Consider the following 21,220-nt stretch of genomic DNA (forward strand, 5'->3'; position numbering starts at 1 on the left):
CGGCGGGACTGTCGCCACCGAACGCGCCGGGTTCAACCCGGTTCCGCTTTATTTTTCGGGACTTCTCAGCGCGGATCGAGCCAGGTGCCGGGTGCGGCGGCGGTTTCCAGCAGCTCGCGCAGGTAGACCTCGACCGAGCGGAAGGCGATCAGGCGGAAGCCGCCGGGGATGCGCCAGAAGGCGGCGGGCACCTGCGCAAGGCGGGTGCGGCGCAGCGCGCCGGGCGGGAACATCTCGAGGTCGGTCGGCGAGAGCTTGGCCAGCACCTGATCCGCGTCCTCGCCGGTGAGGTCGAAGACGCAGCGCATGTCGGAGACATCGGCCACGAGCGATGCCTCTCCCCGCAGCGCCTCGCGCAAGTCGGTCAGAGCGTCCGCGAGTTCGGCATGAGGCAGCATCAGCAGCAACTCGTCGGGCGACATCCAGCCCAAGGCGCGGTCGCCCTCGGCCACGATCCCGACGCGGCCGGGCAAGGGCAGGCCGCTCGCCCCGGCGATGGCATCGCCGGCCCGGTCCAGATCGGCCCTGATCGTCACCATCCCGAGGCCCTCCACGCGGGTCACGCGCGCGAGCGCCGTCATCTCAGCCATTCGCCCGCGTCCCTTCCTTGTCGTAGAACACCGGATCCACGATCCGGGCCCGTACGGAGTCGGCGCCCTTGACCGGAAACTCCAGGATTTCGCCCATCCGCTCCGGCCCGTGCGCGACCAGCCCCATCGCGATCGGGCGGCCCAGCGTCGGCGAGGCGTAGGTCGAGGTCACGCGGCCTTGCACGTTCCTCTGCCCGTTCGCGTTGACGCCCTCGGCCACCGCATAGACCCCGTCCGGCAGCATCCGGCCGTCGAGGCTCTCGAGGCCGACCAGCCGCCAGCGGTCGGGGGAAGCCATGAAGCTCCGCTCCTGCGCGCGCTTGCCGATGAAGTCGGCTTTCTTCTTGCTGATTGCCCAGTGCAGGTTCAGGTCCTGCGGGATCACCGTGCCGTCGGTCTCGTCCCCGATCATGATGAAGCCCTTCTCGGCCCGCAGGACGTGCATCGCCTCGGTGCCGTAGGGCGTCACTCCGAAGGGCTTGCCCGCGGCCATCAGCGCCTCCCACAGCGCGAGACCGCGGCCGGCGGGGGTCGCCAGCTCGAAGCTGAGCTCGCCCGAGAAGCTGATGCGGTAGAGGCGGACCGGGTGGCCGCCGAGTTCGCCGTCGGCGAAGGTCATGAAGGGCAGGGCTTCGGCCGAGACGTCCATGCCGCCGAGCGCCTCGAGCAGGTCGCGCGCCTTGGGGCCGACCACGGCGATCTGCGCGTATTGCTCGGTGAGGTTGGCGGTATAGACCTTCCAGTCGAACCACTCGCATTGCAGCCAGTCTTCCATGTGGCCGTGGATGCGCTCGGCCCCGCCGGTGGTGGTGTGGCAGAGCCATTGGTCCTCGGCCAGCCGCACCACGACGCCGTCGTCGATCAGGAAGCCGTTGTCGTTGCACATCAATCCGTAGCGGCATTTTCCTACGGGCAGGGAGGACATCATGCCGGTGTAGACCATGTCGAGGAAACGTCCCGCATCCGGCCCGGTCACAAGGATTTTCCCGAGCGTCGAGGCGTCGAGCATGCCCACGCCGCCGCGGACGGCAAGGATCTCGCGGTTGATCGCGTCGGTATGCGTCTCGCCGCCCTGCGGATAGGTATAGGGCCGCCGCCAGAGGCCGACCGGCTCCCATGCTGCGCCGCGGGCCTCGTGCCAGGCGTGCATCGGCGTGCGGCGAAGCGGCTGGAAGATCGCGCCCTTGGCCTCGGCTGCGATTGCGCCGAAGGTCAGCGGTGTGTAGGGCGGGCGGAAGGTCGTCGTCCCGGTCGCGGCCACGGGTTGAGCCAGTGCCTCAGAAAGAACCGCGAGACCGTTGACGTTGCTTGTCTTTCCCTGATCGGTCGCCATGCCGAGGGTGGTGTAGCGCTTGGCGTGCTCGACCGAGACGAAGCCCTCCTGCGCGGCGACCACCACGTCCGAGACCTTCACGTCGTTCTGGTAGTCGAGCCACATCTTGAACCGCGCCTTGCGGGTGGCCTGCGCGGGCATGAGCCAGACTTGGGCCGACGGCGCCTCCACCTCCGCGCCGGTCAGCGCCGCGACGGCCAGATCACCGTCCGCCGCGCCCACCACCGCCACGTTCGGCGCCCCGTCCGGGCCGGTCGGCGGCCGCGAGGGTTCGGGGCGGAAGAACCCGCCCGGCTCGTCCCACAGCAGCCTGCCGCCGCAGTGGCTCCACAGGTGCACCACCGGCGACCAGCCGCCCGACATGGCGACGCAGTCGCAGTCGAGCCGCCCCGTGACCTTGCCCGCGCCATCCTGCGCGCAGAGGTCCACGCCCGAGATCAGCTTGCCCCCGCGCACCCCGGCGATGCCGGTGCCCGTCAGCACCTCTACGCCCCGCGCCCGCACCGCCTGCGGCAGCCGGCCGTCTGCCACGGGCCGTGCGTCGATCACCGCCGCGACCTCCAGCCCCGCGTCGAGCGCCGCAAGCGCCGTGCGATAGGCGTCGTCATTGCTCGTCACGACCGCGATCCGCCGCCCCGGCGCCACGGCCCAGTTGACGATGTAGTCGCGCACCGCCGAGGCCAGCATCACCCCCGGCACGTCGTTGCCCGCGAAGGCGATCGGCCGCTCATGCGCGCCGGTGGCGACGATCACGCGGCCGGCGCGGATGCGCCACAGCCGCTGCCGCGGCAGGTCCGCTTTGGGGTCGTGGTCGGCGAGGCTCTCGCGGGCGAGCAGGTAGCCGTGGTCGTAGAGGCCGGTCGCCTGCGTGTTGCGCCGCAGCGTGACGTTCTCCATTCCGCGCAGCTCGTCCAGCAGCGCCCCGACCCGCGCCTCGCCGCCCGCGTGGTCCACCGGGGTGCGCCCGCCCCAATGCGGCGTCTGCTCCAGCACCAGCACCCGCCCGCCCTCACGGGCCGCATCCCGTGCGGCGGAGAGCCCGGCGATGCCGCCGCCGACCACCACCGTCTCGGCGAAGCCATAGGCCTGCTCGTAGCGGTCGGGGTCGGCCTGTTTCGGCGCCCGGCCGAGGCCGGCGGCGCGGCGGATGACCGGCTCGAAGACGTTCAGCCAGGCGGCGCGGGGATGGATGAAGGTCTTGTAGTAGAACCCGGCCGGGAAGAACCGCCACAGCGGCGCGTTGATCGCGCCCACGTCGCTGTCGAGCGAGGGCCAGGCGTTCTGGCTCTCCGTGACCATGCCGGGCATCAGCGCCGTGGTGGTGGCCCGCTGGTTCGGCTCGAACCGGCCGCCCTGACCGAGGCCCAGCAGCGCGTTCGGCTCCTCCACGCCGGAGGCGAGGATGCCGCGTGGGCGGTGATACTTGAAGCTGCGCCCGACAAGGGCCACACCGCTGCCGAGCAGCGCCGAGGCCAGCGTGTCACCCTTGAAGCCGCGCAGATGGCGGCGGTTGAAGCGGAAGCCGGTGGAATAGGCGCGGTCGATGAGGCGGCCGCCGGAGGCGAGGCGGAACGGGCCGGGCGGAGGGGCGGAGGGCCGGCTCAAATCTGCGTCCTCCAGTTCGGATGCGCGGCGCGGACGCTGTCGCCGACCTCGTCGCTCGGATGGGCAAGGCTCGCCGGATAGGTGCCGTAGACCTGCAGCGTGACGCTGTCGCGCGCCGCGAGGAACCACTTGCCGCAGCCATAAGAATGCCGCCACCGTTCGAGCACCGGCCCCTTCACGTTGTGACGCAGGAACAGGTAGCCCTCGAAGTCCTCGTCCGAGGCGCCGGGGCCGTGACGCTTCAGATGCGCCTCGCCGCCGGGGTTGAACTCGGTCTCCTCGGCGGCGATCCCGCAATGCGGGCAGGTCAGAAGCAGCATCGGCGCGCCCCCGTGCTGAAGCCGGGACGCGCCGCTGGGTCAGTTGCTGGCGGCCGGCGGGTTGGCGGTGTTCTGCTCGACGACGGGCGGAGCGCCGGGCTGCGGCGTGGCGCCGGTGGTGCCGGTCGGCTGGCCCACGGTGCCTTGGGCCACCGGGCTGTCGGGCAGGGGCGGCGGCGGCTCGACCTCCCAGGAGAAGTAGAGCACGGCGAGCAGGATGATGATGACCGCGCCGATGACGAGCGGCCAGACGCCGAGTTCGCGGCGGCGCGGGGTGTCGGGGCGGGGGGCTTGGGCCATGACGGAACCTCCGGAAGGTGGCCCCGCCCAACGTCTTGGACCGGCAAGAGTTTCACCCTCATGTCGCCTCCTTCGGCGGCAGCGCCGAGACGCAGGCCACGGCCATGTCCATCAACCGCCGCCGCGCCGCCGCTTCGCCGAAGCGCTCGCGGCCGATCCTGACGTAGTCCGGCTTCGCGCGCCCGCCATGGATCATCGGCGCAACGCCGGGCAGCGCGAGCGCCTCCGCCTCCGCCGCCCGGCCGACGCGCAGCATCGCGCCCCTGTCGCTCGCCCCGCCGACCATGTTGCCGTCGAGCATGAAGCAGAGGCCGCCGAACATCGGACGCTCGCTCACGCGCTCCATCGGCAGCCGCGCCGCGAGTTCCTCGCGGAACGCCTGCTCGATGCCCGGATCGCGCGGCATCAATGCGCCACCCCGGCCGCCACGCTCTCGTCGATGAACCGCCCTTCGCGGAACCGGCCGAGGCCGAAATCGGCGGCAAGCGGCCCCGGCTCCCCCTTCGCCACCAGTTCCGCCATGGCCCAGCCGGAGCCGGGAATCGCCTTGAAGCCGCCGGTGCCCCAGCCGCAGTTGACGAAGATGTTGCCCACCGGCGTTCCCGACATGATCGGCGAGCGGTCGCCGGTCATGTCCACGATCCCGCCCCATTGCCGCAGCATCTTCAGCCGCGAGATCATCGGGAAGGTCTCGACCAGCGCGCGCACCGTCTCCTCAATGTGGTGCCACGAGCCGCGCTGCGTGTAGTTGATCGAGCCGTCGGTGCCGCCGCCGATCACCATCTCGCCCTTGTCGGACTGGCTCATGTAGCCATGCACAGTGTTGGCCATCACCACCACGTCCATGCAGGGCTTGATCGGCTCGGAGACGAGCGCCTGCAGCGCCACGCTCTCGATCGGCAGGCGGAAGCCCGCCATGTCGGCCAGCACGGTGGAATGCCCCGCGGCGACGAGGACCAGCTTCTCGCAGCCGATATCGCCGCGGGTGGTGTTGACCTGCGTGACCTGGCCGCCGGCGCTCTCGATCCCGGTGACCTCGCATTTCTCGATGATGTGCATCCCCATCGCTGAGCAGGCCCGGGCATAGCCCCAGGCCACGGCATCGTGCCGCGCGGTGCCGCCGCGCTGCTGGTAGAGGCCGCCGAGGACCGGATAGCGCGGTCCGGCGAGGTTGATGATCGGCACGAGCTTCTTGACCCGCTCCGGCTCGATCCACTCGGTCGAGACGCCCTGCAGGTGGTTGGCATGCGCCGTGCGCTTGTAGCCGCGGACCTCGTGCTCCGTCTGGGCCAGCATGATGAGGCCGCGGGGGCTGAACATCACGTTGTAGTTCAGGTCCTGGCTCAGCGTCTCGTAGAGCGACAGCGACTTGTCGTAGATCGCGGCCGAGGGGTCCTGCAGGTAGTTGCTGCGGATGATGGTCGTGTTGCGTCCGGTATTGCCGCCGCCGAGCCAGCCCTTCTCCAGCACCGCGATATCGGTGACGCCGTGGTTGCGGCCGAGGTAATACGCGGTTGCGAGGCCGTGCCCGCCGGCGCCGACGATCACGATCTTGTAGCGGCGGCGCGGCTCGGGGCTGGCCCAGGCGCGCTGCCAGCCGCTGTGGAGGCGCATGGCCTCCCGCGCGATGGCGAAGACGGAGTAGCGCCGCGGCCTCGAGGCGCGAGGCAGGGCAGGGGGCTTGGCGGTGGTGTCTGACATCGGCTCCCTCCGGTCCGGCCCTTCCTGCCCAACAGCGAGGCCTTGGGCAAGGTCGCCTGCGGCATGGCAGCCCCGAAATGCGACCCGCTGCGACGCCACGCCGCGCAAGAAAGGGCGAGACGCGCCGCGCCGGGGTTTTGCCCCGCCGCCGCAACGGCTAGATGACGGTCGGTCCTTCGGTCGGGCCGGGAATGGAGGCGCGGATGCTCTGGATGCTGGCGGCGGCGATGGCGGCGGTGGTGGCGCTTGCGATCATGGCGCCGTTCCTGCGGGGACGCGGCACGGCCACGGCGGAGCCGGCAGCGGCCTATGACCTGCGCGTCTACCGGGCGCAGCTTGCGGAGGTGGAGCGCGACCTTGCCCGGGGCGTGATCGCCGCAGAGGACGCCGGGCGGCTCCGGGCCGAGATCGGGCGCAAGGTGCTGGACGCGGACCGCGCGCTCTCCCGCGCGGAGGGCGCGGTCGCGACGGCCGGGCGCGGGCGGGCCTATGGCGTGGGCGTGGCGGTGGTGGCCGCGGCGAGCCTTGCCTTCGCGCTCTACCTCGCGATCGGCCGGCCGGGGATGCCGGACCAGCCCATGGCCGCCCGCATCGCCGCGGCGAAGGCTGTCTACGACGCCCGCCCCAGCCAGGCCGAAGCCGAGGCGCAGGCCCCGTCCCGCCCGCCGACGGGCGTCCCCGCGCCCGAATATCTGGCGCTGGTCGAGGAACTGCGCGCGGCCGTCGCCCGCCGCCCCGACGACCCGGAGGGTCTGACCCTGCTCGCCCGCAGCGAGGCGAATCTGGGCCGCGCCGCCGAGGCCGCGGCGGCGATGCGCCGCGTGGTCGAACTGCGCGGCTCCGAGGCCACCGGCGCCGACCATGCCAGCCTCGCCGGGCTGATGGTCGAGGCCGCTGGCGGCATCGTCACGCCGGAGGCGGAGGCCGAGATCGCCCGCGCCCTCGAGCGCGACCGGTGGGAGCCGCAGGCGCGCTACCTGCGGGGCCTGCTGCTGATCCAGAACCAGCGGCCCGACCTCGCCTTCCCGGTCTGGCGCGACCTGCTGGCGGCCGATCCGAGCGCGCCCTGGGCCGCCCCGATCCGCGCGGTGATCGGCGATCTCGCCTGGTTTGCCGGGCAGCCCGACTACGTCCCGCCGGGCGCGGCGGCGCCGATGCTGCCCGGCCCGGATGCCGGCGCGGTGGAGGCCGCGGGCGAGATGACGGCCGAGCAGCGCGAGGAAATGATCGGCGGCATGGTCGTCTCGCTGCAGGAGCGGCTGGCCACCGTCGGCGGCACGCCGGAGGAGTGGGGGCGGCTCATCACCTCGCTTGCGGTGCTGGGCCAGTGGGACCGCGCCGGGGCCATTCTCGAGGAGGCGCGCCAGACCTTCCGCACCAATCCCGAGGCCGCGGCGGTGATCGAGGCCGCCGCCATACAGGCCGGAATGCGGTGATCTGCGCGGATGCCGTGGCCTTCGCCGAGGCCCTGCCGCCAGCGGGCGGGCTGATCGGCCTCGACCTCGGGACGAAGACCATCGGCGTCGCCGTCAGCGACGGGCTGCGCCGGGTGGCCTCGCCGCTGAAGACCTTGAAGCGCGTGAAATTCACCGCCGATGCCGCGGCCGTGCTGGCGCTGATCGAGGAGCGCGGGCTCGCCGGCATCGTCCTCGGCCTGCCGCTGAACATGGACGGCTCCGAGGGGCCGCGCGCCCAGTCCACCCGCGCCTTCGCCCGCAACCTCGAGCGCCTGACCGCGCTGCCCATCGCGTTCTGGGACGAGCGCCTCTCTACCGTCGCGGCCGAGCGCGCGATGCTCGAGGCCGACCTCAGCCGCGCCCGCCGCGCCGTCGCCATTGACGCGGTGGCAGCGGGCTACATCCTGCAGGGGATGCTCGACCGGCTGGGGAACCTGCGATGACCGGGGAGTTGTGGGAGCGCGACGAGCCCGAGAGCCCCTGCGTCAAGATCTGCGTCATGCACCCGGCCGAGGGCCTCTGCATCGGTTGCCTGCGGACCATGGACGAGATCGCCCGCTGGGGTGCGATGACGACGGAGGAACGGCGGGCCGTCACCGGATCGCTGCCGGGGCGAGCGGGGCGGATCACCCGGCGGCGAGGCGGCAGGGCAGGGCGCGTCGGAGCGGATTGAGATGTAGGGTGCGTGGCGGTGCGTGCGGAGCACGCAACCTACGTGCCGACATCCGGCCGCCGCCCGGAACAGACGCCCGATCCGGCGTCGCGAGAGGGTCCGAGCCGGGCAGGATGGGGCAAGGCGCACGCATGGAGCGGAACCCCGATGCTCGACCTGCCCACCCCGTCCGGCGTCGTGCGGTTTCCCGCCGCCCCTTGCCTCCCGCCCTGCCTTCGTCCAGCCTCCCGCCGCAACCCGCCCCGGAGCCTCCCGTGAGTCCGCACAGCCTCGGCATCGCCGCGATGATCGGCGCCTGCGTCATCTGGGGCTCCTCGCCGCTCTATTTCTCGATGCTCGTCCATGTCCCGACCGGCGAGGTCATGGCGCATCGGGTCATCTGGTCGCTGGTCCTGTTCCTCGGCGTCCTCGCCGTTCAGGGCCGGCTGCGGGCGTTGCCGGCGGCCTTCGCGCGCCCCGGCTCGCGGCTGCGGCTCACCGCGGCGGCCTTTGCGGTCGGGTCCAACTGGCTGCTGTTCCTCATCGCCATTGCCACCGGGCAGGTGATCCAGTCGAGCCTCGGCTACTACATCTTCCCGCTCATCGCGGTGCTGATCGGCACGCTGTTCTTCGGCGAGCGGCTGCGCGCGCTGCAGGTCGCCGCCGTCGCGCTCGCCGCGCTCGCAGTGCTGATCCTGACGCTCGGCCTCGGCGTCACGCCCTGGTTCAGCCTCGCCATCGCCGGGACCTTCGCGGTCTACAGCGCGCTGAAGAAGGGCCTCGACCTGCCGCCGATGGTCTCGGTCACGGCCGAGTTCGCGGTCCTCGCGCCCTTCGCGATCCTCTGGCTCGTCGCGGTGCCCTCGGCGACGCCGGCCTTCGGCAGCGACGCGGCGACGACGGCGCTGCTGCTGGGCAGCAGCCTCGTCACCGCGGTGCCGATGATGCTCTTCACCTCGGCCGCGCGGCGGGTGGACCTCGCGACGGTGGGGGTGCTGCAATACCTCAACCCGACGCTCCAGTTCCTCGGCGCCACGCTGATCCTGCGCGAGCCCTTCACCGGCTGGCATGTGCTGGCCTTCTCGCTGATCTGGACGGCGGTCGCGCTCTATTGCGCTGCAACGCTCGTCCGCCGGCGCGCCTTGCCGGGGGCGCGCGCGCGGCTATAAGGGGCGGCAACGACAGGGACAGCGCGGCAGCGGCAATGGCCAATCAGAACGACAGCTTCATCGACGAGGTCAGCGAGGAGCTGCGCCGCGATCGGCTTCATGCCGCGTTCCGCCGGTACGGCTGGATCGTCCTGCTCATCATCCTGGCGATCGTCGCCGGGGTGGCCTTCACCTCGTGGAGCAACGCCCGCACCGAGGCCCGCGCGCAGGCCTTCGGCGATGCCGTGCTGGCGGCGCAGGCCGCGCCCGATCCGGCGGCGGCGCTGGCCGAGGTTCCCGCCGACACGCCCGAGCGCCGGGCGATGACGCTGATGCTCGCCGCCGACGCGCGCCTCGCCGCGGGCGACCGCGCGGGCGCCGCCGCGGATTTCGAGGCGATCGCCGCCGACGCCGCCACGCCCGCTTTGCCGCGCGACCTCGCCCGGCTCAAGGCGGTGCTGGCGCGGGGCAGCGACATGGACCCGGCGGCGCGCGATCAGGTGCTGGCCGAGCTGTCCGCCCCCGGCGCGCCCTTCCGCCTCCTCGCGCTCGAGCAGAAGGCGGTGGCGCTGATCGAGGCCGGGCGGCGCGACGACGCCGTGACCCTGATCCGCCAGATCCAGCAGGAGCAGGGGCTGACCCGGAACCTCAGCGAGCGGCTCTCGCAGCTGCTGGTCACGCTAGGCGTCGAGCCGCTGCCGGGCGCGGGCGCCACGCAGCCGGCGGCCGAGGCTGTCCCCGCGCCTGCACCGGCCGATTGAGAAGGATCGCCAGATGACCCTGCAGGCCGTCAGCCTCAGCCGCCCCCGCCGCCTGCCCCTGCTGGGGGCCGCGGCGCTTCTGGCGCTGCTGGGCGCCTGCGACCGCGAGGTGATCCTGCAGGGCGAGCGGCTGGATCCGCGTGCGGTGATCTCGCCCGACGCGAATGTCGAGGGCGAGGCCACGCCCACCACGGCGGCGCTGAGCCTGCCGGCCGTGCAGGGCAACGCCGATTGGACCCATCGCGCCGGCTCGCCCGCGCATGTCAGCGGGAACCAGGCGCTCGCCGGCGGCACCTCGCGCATCTGGTCGGCCGCCATTGGCGAGCCGATCGGGCTGCGCCACCGCATCACCGCCGATCCGATCGTCGCGGGCGGCCTCGTCTTCACCCTCGACAGCCGCGCCCGCGTGACCGCCACCACAACGGGAGGCGCGACGGTCTGGTCCACGGACGTCACCCCGCCGATGGAGCGCGACGACAGCGTCTCGGGCGGCGGCCTCGCCTTCGACGGCGGGCGCATCTTCGTCACCACCGAGCACGGGCAACTGGTGGCGCTCGACCCGCGCTCGGGCGGCGTCCTCTGGCGGCAGCGGTTCGATGCGCCGGTCTCGGGCGCGCCGACGGTCTCGGGCGGGCGCGTCTATGTCACCGCGCGCGACGCGACCGGCTGGGCGGTGGACGCGGCCGACGGCAAGCTGCTGTGGAACGTTCAGGGCACGCGCGACATCGCCGGATGGATGGGCGTCTCGGCCCCGGCCGTCGCGGGCGATCTCGTGGTGTTCCCCTTCGCCTCGGGCCAGCTTCTCGGCGCCGATGCGGGCAGCGGCCAGCTCCGCTGGTCGGCCAATGTCGCCGGCAGCCGTCCGGGCCGCGCCATCGCCGTGATCCGCGACATGACCGGCGATCCGGTCATCACCGGCGACCGGGTGATCGCCGGGACATCCTCGGGCACCATCGCCGCCTTCGACCGCGCGACCGGCGTGCAGCTGTGGCGGTCCCGCGACGGCGCCATGAACCCGCCGCTGGTCGTCGGCAATTCCATCTTCGCGGTCAGCGACGAGGGCAGCCTGATCCGCCTCGACGCCGCCAATGGCGCCAAGGTCTGGGAGGTGGCGCTGCCGCAGTTCACCGAGACCCGCCCGCGCCGCCAGGACCGCGTCGTCGCGCATTACGGGCCGGTGCTGGCGGGCTCGCGGCTCTACGTCGCCTCCTCGGACGGGCTGCTGCGGGTGTTCGACCCAGGCAGCGGCGGGCTGATCGGGCAGGGGGACATCCCCGGCGGCGCGGGCACCGCGCCCGTCGTCGCCGGCCAGACCCTCTACGTCACCGGCCGCGACGGCCAACTGCACGCCTTCCGGTGAGCTTCACCCTCGCCATCGTCGGCCGCCCGAACGTGGGCAAGTCCACGCTGTTCAACCGTCTGGTGGGCCGCCGGCTGGCGCTCGTGGACGACCAGCCGGGCGTCACGCGTGATCTGCGCGAGGGGCAGGCCCGGCTGGGCGATCTGCGCTTCATCGTGCTGGATTCTGCGGGCCTCGAGATGGCCGAGGACGACAGCCTGCAGGGCCGGATGCGGCGGCTGACCGAGCGGGCGGTGGACGAGGCGGATGTGTGCCTGTTCCTGCTCGACGGCAGGGCAGGGGTCACGGCGGCGGACGAGTATTTCGCGGACCTGCTTCGCAAACGGGCCCGGCACGTCCTCCTCGCCGTGAACAAGGCCGAGGGCAGGGCGGGCGAGGCCGGCGCGATGGAGGCCTATTCGCTGGGTCTGGGCGAGCCGCTGCGCCTCTCGGCCGAGCATGGCGAGGGGATGGACGACCTCTACCGGGCGCTGAAGCCGCTGGCCGACGAGTTCGAGGCCACCCGCCCCGACACCACGCCGATCACGGACGTGGACCTGCCCGAGGGACATGAGGGCGAGGGGGCCGAGGACTGGCGCCCCTCCGCCGACCGCCCCCTCCAGATTGCCGTGATCGGCCGCCCGAATGCCGGGAAATCCACGCTCATCAACCGCATCATCGGTGAGGAGCGCCTGCTGACCGGCCCCGAGGCGGGGATCACGCGGGACGCAATCAGCGTCAGCGCCGAGTTCATGGGCACCCCGGTCCGCATCTTCGACACCGCGGGGATGCGCCGGAAGGCGAAGGTCACGGACAAGGTCGAGAAGCTCTCGGTCGCGGACGGGCTGCGCGCGGTGCGCTTTGCCGAGGTGGTGGTGGTGCTCCTCGACGTGGCGATCCCGTTCGAGCAGCAGGACCTGCGGATCGCGGATTATGCCGAGACCGAGGGCCGCGCGGTGGTGATCGCCGCAAACAAGTGGGACCTTGAGGACGACAAGCCGCAGAAGCTGAACGAACTGCGCGAGGCCTTCGAGCGGCTGCTGCCGCAGTTGAAGGGCGCGCCGCTGGTCACGGTCAGCGCCACCACCGGGAAGGGGCTCGACCGGCTGCACACGGCGATCCTCAAGGCGCATGAGGTCTGGAACCGGCGCATCGGCACCGCGAAGCTGAACCAGTGGCTTTCCGCCATGACCGAGGCGCATCCGCCGCCCGCGCCGGGCGGCCGCCGCATCCGGCTGCGCTACATGACGCAGGTGAAGACCCGGCCGCCCGGCTTCGTCGTGATGGCCACCCATACCGACAAGATCCCCGAGGCCTACGGGCGCTATCTCGTGAACGGGTTGCGCGCCGATTTCGACATGCCGGGCACGCCGATCCGGCTGACCTTCCGGGATCAGGGGACGAAGAATCCCTACCGCGACAAGCCCCGGCGCGAGCGCTCGCCCGGCGCGCTTGCCAAGCACCGCGACCGGCAGCGGCCCAAAGGCGCCTGACGGCCGCCCCCCCCCCGCGGGAATAATGTTTGCCTTCGGGAACTTGTCCTTGGAAGCGATGGTTGATCGTGCCAGAGGGAGCGCCCGGAACCCGTGCCCTGCGTGAGTGGTTCCGACAGGCCCGTTCGGCAAGGAGACCCCGATGACCCATGATCCCAACAACCCCAACCGGATCGACAGCACGACGACGACCACGACGACGACCGGCCCCGCGGGGACGCGCGAGGATCGCCGCGTCGTCAGCGAGACCTATGTCGAGCCGGTCGAGACGCGCTCGTCCCCGCTGCCGCTCATCATCGGCATCCTACTGGCGCTCGCGCTCGCCTATTTCGTGCTCTCGCGCTTCATGGGCGGCGACGACGTGAACGTGGGCACCACGAACCCGGCCGACACCACCGTAACGACGACGGCGCCTGCGGCCGATGCCACGGTCACCTCGACCGAAACCGCCACCGACACGACCACCGACACGACGGCCGTGACGACGCCGCCGGAGACGGGTGCCTCGGCGACCACGGGCAGCACCACGGACACCGATGCGGCGGCGGTCGAGACGACCGGGACGACGGCCGTGACGCCCGATGTTCCCGAGACCGATGCGGCGGACAGCGCGGCGCCCGCGGATGGCACGGCGGCCCCGGCGGCGGACGACACCACGACGACCACGACCACGGTTCCGATCGAACCCGCGACCGGCAGCACGGCGCCCGCCTCGAACTGACCGGGACACACGCTCCCAAGCCGCCGCGCGCCCCGCGGCGGCTTTTTCGTTGCGGCGCGGCATCATCCCGGCGCGGCGGCGCAAGGGGCGGCGCAGGCCGCGCGCACGCGCTTGTGAACCCCCCCCGCCGCCGCTAGGAAGACGCGAACGGGACGCATGGGGAGGCCGCGCATGAAGGTCGGCGCAATCAGGGAGACCGGGGAGGGGGAGGCGCGAGTTGCCGTCACGCCGTCCTCGGCCGCGCATCTGCAGAAGCTCGGCCACGAGGTCGCGGTCGAATCGGGCGCGGGTGAGCGGGCAGGGTTCTCGGACGCCGACTACCGCGCCGCCGGGGTCGACATCCCGCCCGACGCGGCGTCGCTGACCGCCGAGGCCGATGTGGTGGTCAAGGTCCGCGCGCCGTCGGAGGCCGAGGTCGGCCTCCTGCGCGAAGGCCAGACGCTGATCTCCTTCATCGCCCCGGCCAGCAGCCCCGCGCTGATGGAGGCGCTGAGGGCGCAGGGCGTCACCACCATCGCCATGGACATGGTTCCCCGCATCAGCCGGGCGCAGAAGATGGACGCGCTGTCGTCGATGGCCAACATCGCCGGCTACCGCGCAGTGATCGAGGCGGCGGCGAACTTCGGGCGCTTCTTCACCGGCCAGGTGACGGCCGCGGGCAAGGTGCCCCCGGCGCGGGTGCTGGTCGTCGGCGCGGGGGTCGCCGGGCTTGCCGCGATCGGGACCGCCACGAGCCTCGGCGCGCAGGTCTATGCCTTCGACGTCCGCCCCGAGGTGGCCGAGCAGATCGAGTCGATGGGGGCCGAGTTCGTCTATCTCGACTTCGCCGACTCCCAGGACGGGGCCGAGACCGGCGGCTACGCCAAGCCCTCGAGCCCGGAGTTCCTCGCCAAGCAGCTCGAGAAGTTCCGCGAGCTGGCGCCGCAGATGGACATCGTCATCACCACGGCGCTGATCCCGAACCGCCCGGCGCCGAAGCTCTGGACCGAGGACATGGTGCGCGCCATGAAGCCCGGCAGCGTGGTCGTGGACCTCGCGGCCGAGCGGGGCGGCAACTGCGACCTGACGGTGCCGGACCAGAAGATCGTGACGGAAAACGGCGTCACCATCGTCGGCTACACCGATTTCCCCAGCCGCATGGGCGCACAGGCATCGGAACTCTACGCCAACAACATCCGCCACTTCCTGCATGACCTGACGCCGAACAAGGACGGCGTGATCCACCACGACATGGAGGACGACGTCATCCGCGGCGCGACCGTCACCCATGCGGGCGCGGTCACATGGCCGCCGCCGCCGCCCAAGGTGCAGGCGATCGCCGCGGCGAAGCCGAAGCCCAAGGTGCCGGACCTGACCCCGGAGGAGCGGCGCGCCAACGAGGTCGCGGCCTTCCGCGCCCAGACCCGCAGCCAGTATACGCTGCTGACCGTCGGCGCAGTGCTGATGCTGCTGATCGGCCTCTTCGCGCCGGCGAGCTTCCTTCAGCATTTCATCGTCTTCGTGCTGGCCTGCTTCGTCGGCTTCCAGGTCATCTGGAACGTCAGCCATTCGCTGCACACGCCGCTGATGGCGGTCACGAACGCGATCAGCTCGATCATCATCGTGGGCGCGCTGCTGCAGATCGGCTCCGGCTCGTGGCTGGTGGTGCTTCTCGCCGCGCTCTCGGTGCTGATGGCCGGGATCAACATCTTCGGCGGCTTCCTCGTCACCCGGCGCATGCTCGCCATGTTCCAGAAGTCCTGAGGAGGCGGCGATGATCCTTTCCCTGCTCACCCCGCTTTCGCAAGCCAGCGGTACGCTGGTCGTGACCGACGCGCCGGGCCTGCCGGAGGGCGCCGCCGTGGCCGCGCCGGTCTCGGTCGTCGAGGCGCTGCCCGCCTACGGCTTCACCACCGCCGCCTATGTGGTGGCCGCGGTCCTCTTCATCCTCTCGCTCGGCGGCCTCTCGGGGCAGGAGAGCGCCAAGCGCGCGATCTGGTACGGCATCGTCGGCATGGCGCTCGCTGTCGTCGCAACGCTGCTCGGACCGGGCCTTGGCAACTGGTGGCTGACGCTTGTCATGCTGGCCATTGGCGGCGCCATCGGCTGGGTGATCGCGACCCGCGTGCAGATGACCGAGATGCCGCAGCTGATCGCGGCGATGCACAGCCTCGTCGGCTTGGCCGCGGTGTTCGTGGGCCTGAACGCGCAACTCGAACTGGGCAACGTGCTGCGCGCCCGCGCGTCTGGCATCGTGGACAACTTCCACGGCTTTGCCGCGGTGCTGGCGCACAAGACCGCGGCCGAGATCGCGGTGCTGAAGGTCGAGGTCGCCCTTGGTGTCTTCATCGGCGCCGTGACCTTCACCGGCTCGATCGTCGCCTTCGGCAAGCTTGCCGGGAAGATGGACGGCAAGCCGAAGAAGCTGCCCGGCGGGCACTGGCTGAACCTCGGCGCGGCGATCCTCAGCCTGCTGCTGCTGCTGGCCTATCTCTGGGGCGCGGGCATCTGGTCGCTGCTGCTGATCGCGGTGATCGCGGGCTTCATCGGCTGGCACCTCATCATGGGCATCGGCGGCGCCGACATGCCGGTCGTGGTGTCGATGCTGAACAGCTACTCGGGCTGGGCCGCGGCGATGATCGGCTTCACGCTCAGCAACGACCTGCTGATCGTGACCGGCGCGCTCGTCGGCTCCTCGGGTGCGATCCTGAGCTACATCATGTGCCGGGCGATGAACCGCTCCTTCATCAGCGTGATCCTCGGCGGCTTCGGCGGCGAGGCGGGTCCGGCGATGGAGATCGAGGGCGAGCAGGTCGCCATCGACGCCGAGGGCGTGGCCGCGGCGCTGAACGAGGCCGACAGCGTCATCATCGTGCCCGGCTACGGCATGGCGGTGGCCCAGGCGCAGCAGTCGGTGTCTGAACTCACCCGCAAGCTCCGCGCCGCCGGCAAGGAGGTCCGCTTCGCCATCCACCCGGTCGCCGGCCGCCTGCCGGGGCACATGAACGTGCTGCTGGCCGAGGCCAAGGTGCCCTATGACATCGTCATGGAGATGGACGAGATCAACGAGGACTTCCCCTCGACCGACGTGGCGATCGTGATCGGCAGCAACGACATCGTGAACCCCGCGGCGCAGGAGGACCCGAACTCGCCCATCGCCGGGATGCCGGTGCTGGAAGTGTGGAAGGCCAAGCACGTCTTCGTCTCGAAGCGCGGGCAGGGGACCGGCTATTCCGGGATCGAGAACCCGCTGTTCTACAAGGAGAACACGCGGATGTTCTATGGCGACGCGAAGAAGTCCGTGGACGCGCTGCTGCCGCTGCTGGACTGAGGCGGGCAGAGGCTGAATGAGGAAACCCCCGCCTTGGCGGGGGTTTCTATTTGAACGGGCGGCGGCTCCTTGCCGCGCAAGGGATTGGGGCGCGTGACCCAATTCCGCTCGGTCCAGTGAAGAAACGGAACAGAGGGTCCGCGCACGCACGAAGGTGGGCGCAGACGCGCCCGCCTGTGGGGCGGGCGGGCGCGGACCCGTCGGCTTTGGCGGACGGGCAGGAGGTAGCGGGATCGTCGTGACAGGTGAGGGCGGCAGCAGCCCTACGGATTGATCCGTATCGGCGTCCCGTCCCGGACCATCGCGTAGATGTCCTCCATCTCGGCATCCGTCACCGCGATGCAGCCCTCGGTCCAGTCCCATTTCTGCGGCGCGAGCACGTTGCCGTCCGGCCCGCGGCCATGGATGAAGATGTCGCCGCCCGGATGCTTGCCCTCGGTCAGCGCGAAGGCCGCGTCCTGCGGGTTCGGATAGGAGATTCCGATCGACAGGTGATACCGGCTGTCCGGGTTGCGGCGGTCGATGTAATAGACCCCCTCCGGCGTCTTGCTGTCGCCCGAGAACTGCTTGTGCCCGCTCGGCGCCTGTCCGAGGCCCACGTTGTAGGCCGCGATGACCTGGCTGCCGCTGTAGAGCATCATCTGCCGGGACGACTTGTTGACCTCGACGAAGGTCACGGGCGGGCCGTTGTAGGTCTTGAACTTGCTCGGCCCGCAGCAGGCGAGGGCGGCCAGCACCGCCACCGCAAGCCCCGCCCGGATATGTCTGGTCATCATCGCCTGTCCCTTCCGGCATTTTCCCCCAGATTGCCAGAAGCGGCACGATCCGCCAACGGCCCTCGGATCACGAAAGTTCGATCTTCCCGGATGCCCGGCCTTGCGCGCGGCCATGATTTTCGCCTTCGCTGAGGCCATGAACGATTCCCTCGATCACCCGCTGCGCTACGGGATGGTGAACGAGCTGCACGCCCGGCCCTCGGCCCGGCTGCAGGCGCCTTGCACGGTTGTCCACCTCGCCTTCAAGGAGCCGCGGGACGCCGCCAACCGCGACCGCGCCCGCGACCTCGCCCATCTGGCCGCGCTCACCGCGCGCCACGGGGCGCCGTCGCCTGAGTCCGGCGCCAGCCACTACGCCGCCGCCATCGGCCGCCACGAGCTCCGCTGGGAAAGCCATACCGAGTTCGTCAGCTACACCGCCATCGCGCCGGGGCTGCCGCCGCGCGCCTTCGACCCCGCGGCGGCCGAGGTGTTCCCGCCGGCCTGGCAGGCCGAGGCACCGGGCTGCCGGATCGCCGCCGCCATCGTGCAGGTGGACCTGCTGCCCGACGATCCCGCCGGGATCGAGCCGTTGCTGGAACGCTGGTTCGCCATCGAGAGCCTGACCGCGTTCCAGGTCCTCGACGAGGCCGCCGTGGTCGCGGGCGACTTCCGCATCGACCCCGCGGGCTTCATGCGCTTCGCCGTCTTCGTGCGCCCCGAGGCCGGGCAGGGGCGCATCGGCCGCATCGTGCAACGGGTGCTGGAACTGGAAACCTATCGCGCCATGGCGATGCTGGGCCTGCCCCGCAGCCGGGAGCTGTCGGCAAGCCTCAACGCCATGGACACGCGCCTCTCGGCGCTGATGGAGGGCATGGGCGACGCAGCGCGCCCGGCCGAGGCGGTGCTCGACGACCTGCTCGACCTCTCCGCGGAGTTGGAGGGCACCGCCGTCCGCCACAGCTTCCGCTTCGGCGCGACCGGCGCCTATGAGGCGATCGTCCATGACCGCATCGCCACCCTGCGCGAGAGCCGCTTCCGCGGCCGCCAGACGCTGACCGAGTTCATGACCCGCCGCTTCGAGCCGGCGATGCGGACCGTGCGCTCGGCCCGCGCCCGGCTGCAGGCAATGCTCGACCGCACCGAGCGGGCGGGGGAGCTGCTGCGGACCCGCGTCGATGTGCAGCGCAGCGCTCAGAACCAGGCGCTGCTGGCCAGCATGGACGCCCGCGCGGACCTGCAACTGCGACTGCAGCACACGGTCGAGGGGCTGTCGGTGGTGGCGATCAGCTACTACGCGGTGGGCCTCGCAGGCTATGTGCTGGCGCCGATGGCGGCCGCCGCGGGGATCGACCGGGTTTGGCTGAATGCGGCGCTCGTGCCGGTCGTGGTGCTGCTGACATGGGCTGCGCTGCGCCGCATCAGGCGGCGGCTGCACCAACCGTAGATGTGAGTTGCCGCCGCGGGGCGTTCGCGGGAGAAGGGGGAGAATCTGGGAGAATGCCGATGATCCGTCTCGTCACCCTCGCCGCCCTGCTGGCCCTCGCGGGCTGCAACGTGGTTCCGCTGGTCCCGTTCATCTGATGGCGCGGCTGGAAATCTTCGGGCTGCAGAAATGCTCGACCTGCCAGACGGCACGCGCCGACCTCGAGGCCGCAGGGCACGAGATCCGCTTCCGCGACGTCGCCGCCGATCCGCTGACCGAGGCCGAGCGCCGCGCCATGCTGGACCGCTTCGGCGAGAAGCTGGTGAACCGGGCCAGCCTCACCTGGCGCGCCATGTCCGAGGACGAGCGCGCCGCCGCTCCCGTGGCTCAGCTGGGCGCCAAGCCCTCGCTGATGAAGCGCCCGGCGATTGTCGCGGAGGACGGCCAGTGGCTCGGCTGGACCGCGAACGTCAAGCGCGCGCTCGGCGTGCCGGCGTGATTCAGCCCCGCGCCTTCGCCGCCAGCATCGGCGCCATGTGCGAGAGATCGTAGCCCGCCGCCGCCGCCGTGCCGAGGATGTCCTGCGGGCTCCGCCGGCCGGCCTGCGTCAACGCCCACAGCGTCGTCGAGCGCGTGCCGGAGCGGCAATAGGCCAGCGCCGGGCCGGGCAGGTCGAGCGCGGCCGCGAAGTCCTCGACCATCTCGGGCGTGACCTGTCCGGGAACGAAGGGGACATAGCGGAATTCCATCCCCGCGGCCCGGGCCGCGTCTTCCATGACGCGGCTGTCGATCCCGGCACCGACCTCGGCATCCGGACGGTTGTCGATCAGCACCCGGAAGCCCTGGCGGGCCAGTTCGGGGATCTCGGCCGGGTCGATCTGCGGCAGGACGCTGAGGGCGTCGGTGAGACGGCGTGGATTGGTCATGGAAGTGCTTTATCGCGGCGGACGGAGGCGTCAAGGGTTCGATCCGCACGGCACCTGCGCGGAGTGCTCCGACGCGCTCGGGCTGTCACCGGTGTCGGGACGAGGCATGATCTCCAAGGATCGGCGCGAGAGCTTGAAGCAGGTTCGGGAGCGCTTGCGCAGACACGCCGCCAAGGCACCAGTGCCGCACCATCGTTACTTTCCATAATACCGATTATCACCATACCAGAACCGCCCCGACCACGCGCTTGTCGAACAACAGAAAAAATGACCATTCAGGCCCCTCTTCTGACGATTGGACGCGCGATTGTTGACCATCGGCGCAGAGGATTTCATCAGATTTCGTGTAGGATCAACGCTTTGGGGTAATCTCGGGGAGCGGTAAGCCTTCAGTCAGGTGACGCCTGGCCGCTCGGGCGCCCGGGTTGCGCGCTGCGGCAGGTCCCGGCAGGCTTCAATCATCCGCTCCCTGGAGGGTCGCAGGCTCGGATCGCCGCTGCTGCTCGGGGGCCTCTGAGATCCCGTCGCCCCGCCCGGGAAAGCGCCGCTTTCCCGCATGGCGGAACCTTGTCTCGAAGGAGGCATGATGCCGGAGAACCAACCTTCGACGCTCGCGGCGGGCCCCCTGCCCTCGTGACCTGGCTTGTCTTTGCCCAGGCGCACAAGCCCATTCGTCCCTGAACCCTCCCGCAACGCTTTTCGCTTCGCCTGGCCGGACGGCGTCCGGCCACCGACAGGCTATTGCCCGAAGGAGCCGACATGTCACGGATCCCATTCATCGAAGCCCGCTTCCACGATCCGGAAGAGACCGAGCACAGCATCGAGACCAGGTTCCTGAGGTTCCTGCGCCAGCGACGCAGCCCCGGCACCCTCGCTGATGCCCCTGCTTCCGATTCCGCCGTCGTCGAGACCAAGGGCGATGACGACGACGATCCAGATCACTGGCTGCTGCCGAAGCCAGGCCAGCGCCCGCTGCTGACCTCCGCCGATCTGTCGCGGATCCGGCGCCGGGCCCGCCGGATCAGCGAACTCAGAAAACAGCGAACGCCTGGCGCAGCTGCGAAAGGAGGAGCAGGAACGACTTGGTGTTCTCCGCAACGGCGTCGAGCTGGTCCGGATCCCGAGCGAGCACCGGGCTGACGAGGTTGCCGCCGCACTGCACGCCGAAATGCCGTCAATGGGACCGGCTACCGAACTGGTCTGGCGGGCGATGCGCCGCTCGGTCCACGAGGGTCACGCCGGGTTCCGGGTTCCACCGGTCACGTCCGTCAACGTGGTGTAAATCGTGAGATGGCCTGAGATCATGATCAGGCGGCCTTGGCCGTGATGCTGAGGATGGGGTCGATCTCCTCCTTGTCGATCTGGGCGAAGGCCTCGACCATC

21 protein-coding genes are annotated in these 21,220 nt (G+C 71.0%); 13 read left to right on the top strand and 8 right to left on the bottom strand.

Annotated elements, in window-relative coordinates; genetic code table 11:
- Positions 1-65: 65 nt before the first annotated feature.
- The 6 genes from GI374_RS12395 to GI374_RS12420 are packed head-to-tail and all read right to left on the bottom strand — an operon-like array spanning position 66 to position 5,849.
- Positions 66-590: a sarcosine oxidase subunit gamma gene (locus GI374_RS12395; protein ID WP_154337382.1), complete on the bottom strand. Its 525-nt coding sequence runs from the start codon at positions 588-590 to the stop codon at positions 66-68.
- On the bottom strand, positions 583-3,528 hold the full coding sequence (locus tag GI374_RS12400; protein WP_154337383.1) for a sarcosine oxidase subunit alpha family protein: 2,946 nt from the start codon (positions 3,526-3,528) through the stop codon (positions 583-585). Before GI374_RS12400 ends, GI374_RS12395 begins: the two co-directional genes overlap by 8 nt.
- Entirely contained in the window at positions 3,525-3,848 is a 324-nt protein-coding gene (locus GI374_RS12405) for a sarcosine oxidase subunit delta (RefSeq protein ID WP_154337384.1), read from the bottom strand. Before GI374_RS12405 ends, GI374_RS12400 begins: the two co-directional genes overlap by 4 nt.
- Before the next feature lie 39 nt (positions 3,849-3,887).
- Positions 3,888-4,148 carry a hypothetical protein gene (locus GI374_RS12410; protein WP_154337385.1) on the bottom strand — a complete coding sequence of 87 codons (261 nt, stop codon included), beginning with the start codon at positions 4,146-4,148 and terminating at the stop codon, positions 3,888-3,890.
- A gap of 58 nt (positions 4,149-4,206) precedes the next feature.
- Positions 4,207-4,554: a TfoX/Sxy family protein gene (locus GI374_RS12415; protein WP_154337386.1), complete on the bottom strand. Its 348-nt coding sequence runs from the start codon at positions 4,552-4,554 to the stop codon at positions 4,207-4,209.
- On the bottom strand, positions 4,554-5,849 hold the full coding sequence (locus GI374_RS12420) for a sarcosine oxidase subunit beta family protein (RefSeq protein ID WP_154337387.1): 1,296 nt from the start codon (positions 5,847-5,849) through the stop codon (positions 4,554-4,556). The genes GI374_RS12415 and GI374_RS12420 overlap by 1 nt, the downstream gene beginning before the upstream one ends.
- 161 nt (positions 5,850-6,010) lie before the next feature.
- Here GI374_RS12420 and ccmI point away from each other — a divergent pair, with 161 nt between their 5' ends.
- The 10 genes from ccmI (at position 6,011) to GI374_RS12470 (ending at position 16,730) form a co-directional block, all read left to right on the top strand.
- Entirely contained in the window at positions 6,011-7,285 is a 1,275-nt protein-coding gene (gene ccmI / locus GI374_RS12425) for a c-type cytochrome biogenesis protein CcmI (RefSeq protein WP_229583169.1), read from the top strand.
- Positions 7,282-7,749: a Holliday junction resolvase RuvX gene (gene ruvX, locus GI374_RS12430; protein WP_370515323.1), complete on the top strand. Its 468-nt coding sequence runs from the start codon at positions 7,282-7,284 to the stop codon at positions 7,747-7,749. The genes ccmI and ruvX overlap by 4 nt, the downstream gene beginning before the upstream one ends.
- Positions 7,746-7,979 (top strand): DUF1289 domain-containing protein, encoded by a 234-nt coding sequence (locus tag GI374_RS12435; RefSeq protein ID WP_154337388.1) that lies wholly within the window; start codon positions 7,746-7,748, stop codon positions 7,977-7,979. Before ruvX ends, GI374_RS12435 begins: the two co-directional genes overlap by 4 nt.
- A gap of 254 nt (positions 7,980-8,233) precedes the next feature.
- Positions 8,234-9,127 (top strand): EamA family transporter RarD, encoded by an 894-nt coding sequence (gene rarD / locus GI374_RS12440; RefSeq protein ID WP_370515324.1) that lies wholly within the window; start codon positions 8,234-8,236, stop codon positions 9,125-9,127.
- A gap of 35 nt (positions 9,128-9,162) precedes the next feature.
- Positions 9,163-9,867, top strand: a complete 705-nt coding sequence (locus tag GI374_RS12445) for a hypothetical protein (protein WP_154337389.1) — start codon at positions 9,163-9,165, stop codon at positions 9,865-9,867.
- Positions 9,868-9,880: 13 nt separating this feature from the next.
- Complete coding sequence (locus GI374_RS12450; protein WP_154337390.1) at positions 9,881-11,227, top strand: PQQ-binding-like beta-propeller repeat protein; 1,347 nt, start codon at positions 9,881-9,883, stop codon at positions 11,225-11,227.
- A complete protein-coding gene (der, locus tag GI374_RS12455) occupies positions 11,224-12,699 on the top strand; it encodes a ribosome biogenesis GTPase Der (RefSeq protein WP_370515325.1) in 1,476 nt (491 codons plus the stop codon). The genes GI374_RS12450 and der overlap by 4 nt, the downstream gene beginning before the upstream one ends.
- 142 nt (positions 12,700-12,841) lie before the next feature.
- Complete coding sequence (locus GI374_RS12460) at positions 12,842-13,420, top strand: hypothetical protein (RefSeq protein ID WP_154337391.1); 579 nt, start codon at positions 12,842-12,844, stop codon at positions 13,418-13,420.
- Positions 13,421-13,591: 171 nt separating this feature from the next.
- Positions 13,592-15,163 (top strand): Re/Si-specific NAD(P)(+) transhydrogenase subunit alpha, encoded by a 1,572-nt coding sequence (locus tag GI374_RS12465; RefSeq protein WP_154337392.1) that lies wholly within the window; start codon positions 13,592-13,594, stop codon positions 15,161-15,163.
- 10 nt (positions 15,164-15,173) lie between these two features.
- On the top strand, positions 15,174-16,730 hold the full coding sequence (locus GI374_RS12470; protein WP_154337393.1) for an NAD(P)(+) transhydrogenase (Re/Si-specific) subunit beta: 1,557 nt from the start codon (positions 15,174-15,176) through the stop codon (positions 16,728-16,730).
- Between the two features lie 263 nt (positions 16,731-16,993).
- On the opposite strand, the gene GI374_RS12475 is transcribed toward GI374_RS12470, so the two are convergent.
- Positions 16,994-17,506 carry a murein L,D-transpeptidase family protein gene (locus tag GI374_RS12475; protein WP_195759914.1) on the bottom strand — a complete coding sequence of 171 codons (513 nt, stop codon included), beginning with the start codon at positions 17,504-17,506 and terminating at the stop codon, positions 16,994-16,996.
- A gap of 136 nt (positions 17,507-17,642) precedes the next feature.
- Between GI374_RS12475 and GI374_RS12480 the strand changes: the two genes are divergently transcribed.
- Positions 17,643-18,932 (top strand): DUF3422 family protein, encoded by a 1,290-nt coding sequence (locus tag GI374_RS12480; RefSeq protein WP_154337395.1) that lies wholly within the window; start codon positions 17,643-17,645, stop codon positions 18,930-18,932.
- A gap of 136 nt (positions 18,933-19,068) precedes the next feature.
- The gene (locus tag GI374_RS12485; protein ID WP_154337396.1) at positions 19,069-19,410 is read left to right on the top strand and encodes an arsenate reductase family protein; all 342 of its coding nucleotides are present in this window, start codon (positions 19,069-19,071) and stop codon (positions 19,408-19,410) included.
- A gap of 1 nt (position 19,411) precedes the next feature.
- On the opposite strand, the gene GI374_RS12490 is transcribed toward GI374_RS12485, so the two are convergent.
- Positions 19,412-19,837: a TIGR01244 family sulfur transferase gene (locus GI374_RS12490; protein ID WP_154337397.1), complete on the bottom strand. Its 426-nt coding sequence runs from the start codon at positions 19,835-19,837 to the stop codon at positions 19,412-19,414.
- 759 nt (positions 19,838-20,596) lie between these two features.
- On the opposite strand from GI374_RS12490, the gene GI374_RS12495 reads away from it, so the two are divergent.
- Positions 20,597-20,977, top strand: coding sequence for a hypothetical protein (locus GI374_RS12495; RefSeq protein ID WP_154337398.1), 381 nt, complete (start codon positions 20,597-20,599; stop codon positions 20,975-20,977).
- Positions 20,978-21,220: the final 243 nt, after the last annotated feature.

The organism is Paracoccus sp. S-4012, from assembly GCF_009674885.1.
GTDB lineage: Bacteria > Pseudomonadota > Alphaproteobacteria > Rhodobacterales > Rhodobacteraceae > Paracoccus.

Excerpts from the sequence above, each read along its gene's own strand:
- GI374_RS12395 (WP_154337382.1), bottom strand. The coding sequence starts at position 590 with ATGGCTGAGATGACGGCGCTCGCGCGCGTGACCCGCGTGGAGGGCCTC.
- GI374_RS12405 (WP_154337384.1), bottom strand. The coding sequence starts at position 3,848 with ATGCTGCTTCTGACCTGCCCGCATTGCGGGATCGCCGCCGAGGAGACC.
- GI374_RS12410 (WP_154337385.1), bottom strand. The coding sequence starts at position 4,148 with ATGGCCCAAGCCCCCCGCCCCGACACCCCGCGCCGCCGCGAACTCGGC.
- GI374_RS12415 (WP_154337386.1), bottom strand. The coding sequence starts at position 4,554 with ATGCCGCGCGATCCGGGCATCGAGCAGGCGTTCCGCGAGGAACTCGCG.
- GI374_RS12420 (WP_154337387.1), bottom strand. The coding sequence starts at position 5,849 with ATGTCAGACACCACCGCCAAGCCCCCTGCCCTGCCTCGCGCCTCGAGG.
- ccmI (WP_229583169.1), top strand. The coding sequence starts at position 6,011 with ATGACGGTCGGTCCTTCGGTCGGGCCGGGAATGGAGGCGCGGATGCTC.
- GI374_RS12435 (WP_154337388.1), top strand. The coding sequence starts at position 7,746 with ATGACCGGGGAGTTGTGGGAGCGCGACGAGCCCGAGAGCCCCTGCGTC.
- GI374_RS12445 (WP_154337389.1), top strand. The coding sequence starts at position 9,163 with ATGGCCAATCAGAACGACAGCTTCATCGACGAGGTCAGCGAGGAGCTG.
- GI374_RS12450 (WP_154337390.1), top strand. The coding sequence starts at position 9,881 with ATGACCCTGCAGGCCGTCAGCCTCAGCCGCCCCCGCCGCCTGCCCCTG.
- GI374_RS12460 (WP_154337391.1), top strand. The coding sequence starts at position 12,842 with ATGACCCATGATCCCAACAACCCCAACCGGATCGACAGCACGACGACG.
- GI374_RS12465 (WP_154337392.1), top strand. The coding sequence starts at position 13,592 with ATGAAGGTCGGCGCAATCAGGGAGACCGGGGAGGGGGAGGCGCGAGTT.
- GI374_RS12470 (WP_154337393.1), top strand. The coding sequence starts at position 15,174 with ATGATCCTTTCCCTGCTCACCCCGCTTTCGCAAGCCAGCGGTACGCTG.
- GI374_RS12475 (WP_195759914.1), bottom strand. The coding sequence starts at position 17,506 with ATGATGACCAGACATATCCGGGCGGGGCTTGCGGTGGCGGTGCTGGCC.
- GI374_RS12480 (WP_154337395.1), top strand. The coding sequence starts at position 17,643 with ATGAACGATTCCCTCGATCACCCGCTGCGCTACGGGATGGTGAACGAG.
- GI374_RS12485 (WP_154337396.1), top strand. The coding sequence starts at position 19,069 with ATGGCGCGGCTGGAAATCTTCGGGCTGCAGAAATGCTCGACCTGCCAG.
- GI374_RS12490 (WP_154337397.1), bottom strand. The coding sequence starts at position 19,837 with ATGACCAATCCACGCCGTCTCACCGACGCCCTCAGCGTCCTGCCGCAG.
- GI374_RS12495 (WP_154337398.1), top strand. The coding sequence starts at position 20,597 with ATGTCACGGATCCCATTCATCGAAGCCCGCTTCCACGATCCGGAAGAG.